The organism is Bacillus sp. T2.9-1 (genome assembly GCF_950097965.1).
In the GTDB taxonomy this organism is placed as follows: Bacteria; Bacillota; Bacilli; order Bacillales; family Cytobacillaceae; genus Niallia; species Niallia hominis.
The window spans coordinates 1-6,674 of the sequence record NZ_CATNHG010000151.1 but is presented as its reverse complement, the minus strand read 5'-3'; the positions used below and the strand labels follow the sequence as shown (position 1 = coordinate 6,674).

General features: G+C 35.0%; 5 protein-coding genes and 2 pseudogenes. 6 read left to right on the top strand and 1 reads right to left on the bottom strand.

The features are described from left to right. Nucleotides 1-492 precede the first annotated feature (492 nt). The 5 genes and pseudogenes from QQZ16_RS22375 (at nt 493) to QQZ16_RS22355 (ending at nt 5,212) form a co-directional block, all read left to right on the top strand. Nucleotides 493-1,038: a DUF402 domain-containing protein gene (locus QQZ16_RS22375; RefSeq protein ID WP_251628764.1), complete on the top strand. Its 546-nt coding sequence runs from the start codon at nt 493-495 to the stop codon at nt 1,036-1,038. A 179-nt stretch (nt 1,039-1,217) separates the two neighbouring features. Next, complete coding sequence (locus QQZ16_RS22370) at nt 1,218-2,210, top strand: ISLre2 family transposase (protein ID WP_284561800.1); 993 nt, start codon at nt 1,218-1,220, stop codon at nt 2,208-2,210. A gap of 19 nt (nt 2,211-2,229) precedes the next feature. Beyond that, complete coding sequence (locus QQZ16_RS22365; RefSeq protein WP_284561799.1) at nt 2,230-2,556, top strand: UPF0236 family protein; 327 nt, start codon at nt 2,230-2,232, stop codon at nt 2,554-2,556. A 209-nt stretch (nt 2,557-2,765) separates the two neighbouring features. Beyond that, nucleotides 2,766-4,252, top strand: a pseudogene (locus tag QQZ16_RS22360) (Msr family ABC-F type ribosomal protection protein). 88 nt (nt 4,253-4,340) lie between these two features. Next, nucleotides 4,341-5,212 (top strand): annotated as a pseudogene (locus QQZ16_RS22355) (AraC family transcriptional regulator). 91 nt (nt 5,213-5,303) lie between these two features. Here QQZ16_RS22355 and QQZ16_RS22350 read toward each other — a convergent pair. After that, nucleotides 5,304-5,834 (bottom strand): hypothetical protein, encoded by a 531-nt coding sequence (locus QQZ16_RS22350; protein ID WP_251630076.1) that lies wholly within the window; start codon nt 5,832-5,834, stop codon nt 5,304-5,306. A gap of 174 nt (nt 5,835-6,008) precedes the next feature. Here QQZ16_RS22350 and QQZ16_RS22345 point away from each other — a divergent pair, with 174 nt between their 5' ends. Beyond that, nucleotides 6,009-6,587: an AAA family ATPase gene (locus tag QQZ16_RS22345; protein ID WP_284561798.1), complete on the top strand. Its 579-nt coding sequence runs from the start codon at nt 6,009-6,011 to the stop codon at nt 6,585-6,587. Nucleotides 6,588-6,674: the final 87 nt, after the last annotated feature.

Here is a 6,674-nt window from a genome sequence, read left to right as displayed (position 1 = left end):
CTAGGAAAGGGCTAGCCCTTTCCTAGACACCCAAATCAACACTTCGAACAAATCTATTTGAATACGAAGGTGATCATCTACCTTGAGAAGTTGAAAAGTCATTTACACAAAAATATTGACAGTACCACCTATTTTTTATTTGAACAATACAAGTTAAAATCACTATTACTTCTTAATTTATTTCCATATAATTTTCTTCTTATAGCATTGTTTTTTTTGAAAAGTAATGATTGAGATGCTTAAATTAATGCCAAGTTTTTCTGACTATATTCCTCGATTTTATCCTTTTTTTGAATCCACTATTAATATACCTTTCCAAATGTTTTCTCTTTATCGCTAAATAATATGTTCTTAATAGACAGAAAGACTCCGAATGAATGTTAGAATGATGGGTTGGTGGAAGGAACATCTACATTGATGGAAGTTTCACTCTTCGTATTAGCCCTGTATAAATGTTTGCTTTTCTTATATGATAGGGAAAGAAATAGGGATATGATTAATGGAGAGGATAGTGAGTTAGACATGCGATTAAAGTATGGTAAAAAGATAACAGAACGGAAAATTCGTTATGATTCTACAACAGAAGATTATCCATGCAAACTTCTTCACGCTGATACTAGGAAAATTACACTTTTACATCAAGTTGAAAAGCCGTTTGAAATGAGGGAGGGGAAACAAAAGCTAGTTATTCCAAAAGGGACATTTACGTTTGCCTATTATTGGTTAGATCAGCCATATAATTTATATTTTTGGAGAGATACAACTGGAAAATATTTAGGTGCATATTTTAATATTGTTAGAAAAAATTGGATTCAAAATGATATTGTATTGTTTGAAGATTTAATCATTGATCTTGTAGTAAAACCAAATGGTACTTATTATATTTTAGATCAAGAGGAACTACCAATTCCTTTGCAAACTTTTGAAAATGGCTATGTAGATGATGCCTTACATATGTTGTTAGAGAGGAAAGACAATATCATTGAAGAGGTAAAGGCTGAAACGAAGCTTTTTTTAGATAGAATAAAAACTGTATGAGTAAAATGTTTGTGGGAGAATAAATATCCTTTTTGTCTAGTTGGGGGACTCGTCCCCCAACTAGACAAAAAGGCCACCAAGCGTGAGCGCGGTAGCTGGAAAAAATGAAGCATTAAAAAAGAGAGCTTCCTTTTGTAAAGTAGAATTTGACTAGAAAACTACGAAAAGGAGAGGCTCTCATGAATCAATGTAACACAAAAATGCCATCATTAAAAGAATTGGAAAAAACTTTATTTCGAACACTACAAATGACGTTTCAAGAAATTCTTGTTCAAACATTAGAAAATTGGGATCAAGAGATTGCTCAGCAACGAGACAAAAGAAGATTTGCTTTACGAGATAAGCGAGAAATACGAGTAGATACAGCGTTTGGAGCAGTGGCGTTGAAGCGTAATTATTATTTCGATCGTGTAACCAAAAAATATATTTGTCTGTTAGATCACTACTTACAGTTTCAAGGGAATAAAGGGTTTAGTCCACTATTAGAAGAATGGGGGCTAGAATTAGCGACAAATGGCTCTTCCTATCGAAAGGCGGTGGAAACATTCGAACAATTTTTAGGTTATTCGGCGATGAGCCACGAAGCATTACGGCAACATCTTCTTCAAACAAGCGTCCTTCCCGCTAAGGAAAAATGCCCTTTTCAAAAGGTATTGTTTGTCGAAGTAGATGGATTATATGTGAAGAGTCAAGAAAAGAAAAAGCGTGGATGGGAGTTGAAATTCGCCGCTGTACATGAGGGATGGAAAGAAAACGGAAAGCGAGTCAGACTCCGAAATAAAAGGCATTTTCTCTATGAAGGAAAAGAACCCTTTTGGCAAGCCTTTGAAACGTTCTTACAGAATCATTATGCGTATGATCCTACCCAAACCTTGCTTATTATTAATGGCGATGGAGCAGGCTGGATAACGGCATGTCGGGAGTATTTTCGGGAACGCGCCTTTTTCACCATGGACCGTTTTCATGTCGCTCGTTCGATGAAGCAACTAATGAAGAGCCATCCTCGATACCGCTACATGAAAAGAGCGTTAAAAAACTACCAGGTAGAAACATTACTTCTAGAGTTGAATAGCGCAGTAGGAACAATGGATACACCAGAAGAAGAAGAAAAACTAGCGCATTTCCTCGGCTTTTTAACGCATCATCAGGAAAACCATAAAAGATTATCGTAGTTGGTTACAGGAGAAAGGCGTGGACACGGCAGCGTATCGTCCAATGGGAAGTGCAGAGGCAATGATGAATCAATTAGCCAAACGATTAAAGAATGGAAGAGCATGGAGCAAAAAAGGGGTCATGAGCATGGCGCGCTTGTGGATTGGATTGAAGGATGACCTATCCATCCAAACGATATATGGGAAATGGGAAGAGGCCACGGAAAAATCAAAGAAAGAGCATCGACCGAAAAGAAAAATATCCACAAAATTAGTAACAGAAACCGTGCGTCAGAACCTGCCATACTTAAATCAAGCGATTGGAAAACCCATTCACTTTGCCTTACAGGGATTAAAAGGTTTTTAAAAAAAGAAAAAAACGAAATTTTGATGAAAGAAAATGTTTAGAAAGCGGATACAAAATTAAAAGTTTTATTTTATAAAAAGGGAGCTAAAAAAACTCCCACAAAAACTTGACTCAATCGTAACAACTGAGTTGTATTTATATGGAATGCTAAAAGGTAGATATTTCTGCCTTTTTAATTTGCCTGTGCTTTTTTTATTGGAAAATAACCAATGGAGGGTAAAATAAGGGAAAAAGTATGTCTTGAATTAGTAAATATAGAAATTGCGTATTTAGATCGGATCGTGTTAACCATACCAAGATTATCTGTACATCAGTTTGATCGAATGGTTATTGTAGGGAAGAACGGAGCTGGTAAGAGCACCTTGCTAAAATTAATGGCAGGTAGGATTCAGCCAGAGAAAGGAAAAATAAATAGTTTTGTAGATTTCGCCTATTTTGATCAATTAAACCCACCTGAGAAAAAAGAAATAGACTATGACTTAATCGGAAAACTTTCTATCCCTAAAACAGCATTAGAAAATTTTAGTGGAGGGGAGCTTACAAAACTCAAAATAGCAGAGATTTTCTCCAACTATAGGGAAGGCTTATTATTGGATGAGCCAACAACCCATTTGGATAAGTTAGGAAAACAGTTCTTATTAGAAGAATTAGAGTACTATTATGGTGCGCTTATTCTTGTCAGTCATGACCGGACTGTTCTTGATAAATTAGTGACGAAAATATGGGAAGTAGAGGATGGAATCGTAACGGAATATACAGGGAATTATTCCGATTATACTGCTCAAAAGGAACTACAGCGAAAACAACAGCAGGAGCAACATGAGAAATATGTAAAGGAGAAAACACGACTTGTAAATGCGGCGGAAGTAAAAAGAAAAAATGCAGACAAAATCACGCAGGCTAACGGCCATATTTCTAAATAAGGAACAAAAGCAAAAGCTAATAAAATGTTTATGACTAAATCAAAAGATACAAGCCAAAAGTCTGTTCAACGAGCAGCAAAAGCGATGGAACAGCGAGTAGAACAATTGAAAATGGTAGAAGCTCCTAAAAACGAACAACAGTTGCGGTTTCAACAGTCAGAAACGCTTACCATGCATAATAAGTTTCCCATTATGGGCGACAGTATTATGTTGAAAGCAGGAGTAAAAAAATACTGGTTCAAGACGTAAGCTTTCAATTTCCATTAGGAAAGAATATTGTGATTACTGGAAAGAATGGTTCAGGGAAAACATCCCTTTTAAACTATATCATTCATCAAAAAGAGGGAGTTACTATCTCTCCGAATGCTGTTCTTGGTATGTATAAATAGATGGACTATCAATTTATAAAGAACCAATCAGTCAAGGATTATATGAAAGAAAAGAGTGATTATGGAGAAAGTAAAATTCGTTCTGTTCTTCATTCGATGAATTATTCAGGGAATGATTTAAAAAAGAATGTCTGCCAATTAAGTGGGGGAGAAGCTATTCGATTAACATTATGTCAGCTTTTTCTAGGAAGATATAATGTCCTATTTTTGGATGAGCCGACAAACTTTTTAGATATATATTGTATCGAAGCTTTAGAGCGATTTTTAAAAGCATATGAAGGAACAGTCATTCTTGTTTCACATGATCAAGCATTTATTGAGCGTATTGCAGATTATATATCTGAAATCGAAAATAATCAATTAGTTTTGAAGAAATTTGAATAGTACATGGAATCTTGCATGAATTATGCAAGAAAAGTCGGAAGCGTGTTAAATTTGTTTGGTGATTTTATAAAGAAGGGGAGGGCATGAAATGGATGTAATTAAAGGAATGAATCAGGCTCTTCAATATATCGAAGAGCATTTGTCGGAAGAAATAGATATGAAGCAAGTTGCGAGGATTGCTCTTTGTTCTGAGTACCACTTTAAAAGGATGTTTTCGTTTCTCGCTGGGATATCACTAACAGAGTATATTCGTAAAAGAAGGCTAACGATTGCTGCATTCGAGCTAGAGAATAGCCATTTAAGAATTATTGATATTGCCGTTAAATATGGCTATTCATCACCTGATTCGTTTACAAGAGCATTTCAACGTTTCATGGAATAGCGCCTTCTGAAGCGAGAATCAAGGGAATCCCATTAAAGGCATATCCACGAATGTCCTTCCAATTAACCATTAAGGGAGGAGTCGAAATGAATTACCGAATAGAAGAAAAGAATGCTTTTCATATAGTAGGTATGATGAAGAAAGTACCGATTATTTTTGAAGGGGAGAACCCGGAAATCAATGCTATGTGGAAGCAGCTAGGGCAAGAGAAGATTAGTGAACTACTACAACTATTAAATGTGGAACCAAGAGGGATAATTCAAGCATCGACAAATTTTACAGAAGAAAGGATGATGGAAAAAGGTACTCTTGATCATTACATTGGGGTTGCTACAACAGAATCCTGTCCAAAGGACTTTGCAGCTTTAGAAGTGCCTAATCTAACTTGGGCTGTGTTTGAGTCAGAGGGTCCTTTTCCGGAAACAGTACAGACAGTATGGGGAAATATTTATGCCGAATGGTTCCCATCTTCAGGCTATCAACAAATGCAAGGACCTGAAATCCTATCAATTAAAAGTAAAGATTTACAGTCTCCGAAAGTACCATGTGAAATTTGGATACCTGTTAGTAAAAGGTAGCAGCATTTGTAAATAAAGTTTTTTTAGACGGTATAATAAGAGAGAGTTACTTAAGAGAGGGAAGGCGACTCAAAATTTGCCTTCCCATTGCTTAATAATCCAAATGCTTATAATACAAAAGATATTCTTTTTCATTAAGTTTCTTCAATTTATATTTTCGAATATCGTTTTCCAGCTTCTTTTGATCGGTATTTTTATTACTTAGCTTCAATGCAAGCTGATAAAAAATTTCACCTAGAATGTATATGGTACCAGATGAACCTAATTCAAGACCTAATGTTTCTGTCTCTGACAGCTGTGTTTTTGCCAATTCCTCGATTTCTTTTTTATAATCCTCTTTAATTAAAATATGGGATTCTTTGTTTGCAAAGGCGAGCAGTAAATCCTCTGTATTGTATACTTCAAAATAGGCAGTGTTCTTTTCTAATTGCAAAAGTTCATCTAATACTGTTCCTTCGCTTTTTTCGACTGTTTCAGCAATAGCTTGAATGGTTTTTACTGAATAGCTGCTGACATTCTTTTTGTTGACGGCAGCTAGCATTTGTTGACTTATGCCAGTTTGTTTAAAAACATCATAACGCTTTTTTCCATTCTTTTGTAAATAGACGTCAAGTAAGCTCACAATATTAACCACCTTTACTAAATATTTGTTTACTAAAATATATTTTAGTACAGATGGTTAATATTGTAAATGGTAATGTGGTCTTTACGTCATATTTCCAATTTTTGTTGTATTATGATTATTCTTTGTTAAAATAAAAAATTATAGTTTGAAAATGAAATGGGGGAGAAGGTATTGAAATTAGTTTTTATTGTAGGCCCACAAGCAGTCGGGAAAATGACTGTTGGCCAAGAACTAGCAAAAGTAGCTGATTTAAAGTTATTCCATAATCATATGACGATTGATTTAGTTAGTACCTTTTTTGATTATGGGTCAACAGCAGGAAAGAGATTAGTTGAGCTGTTTCGTAAGGAAATATTTGAAGAGGTATCTAAAAGTGATTTAAATGGCATTATCTTCACTTACGTATGGGCGTTTGATCAGAAGGAAGATTGGGATTATGTAAATCAAGTTTGCGAGCTTTTTGAATCAAGAGGAGCAACGGTTTATTTTGTTGAGCTAGAAGCAGTTGTAGAGAAGAGAATCGAACGGAATAAAACCCCAAATCGTCTAGAGCATAAACCAACGAAAAGAGATATCGCTTGGTCGGAAAATGATTTAAAAACATCGATGGAAACTTATCGCTTAAATTCTCTACCAGGAGAAATAAAACAAAGTAATTATTTGCGAATCAATAATACATATATAAGTGCAGAGGATGTAGCAAAACAAATAAAAAAGTCCTGCGGTAATATGTCAAGTACCAAAATCTAAGGAATTGGAAATTGTAAGCCAACCAATACCTAAAAAAGACAATACTTAAGAAACCCAGTAAGATATTAAACCATTTACTGGAAAATA

What these genes read in the sequence shown, in the direction of transcription:
- QQZ16_RS22375 (WP_251628764.1), top strand. Translation starts at nt 493, where the DNA reads ATGATTAATGGAGAGGATAGTGAGTTAGACATGCGATTAAAGTATGGT.
- QQZ16_RS22370 (WP_284561800.1), top strand. Translation starts at nt 1,218, where the DNA reads ATGAATCAATGTAACACAAAAATGCCATCATTAAAAGAATTGGAAAAA.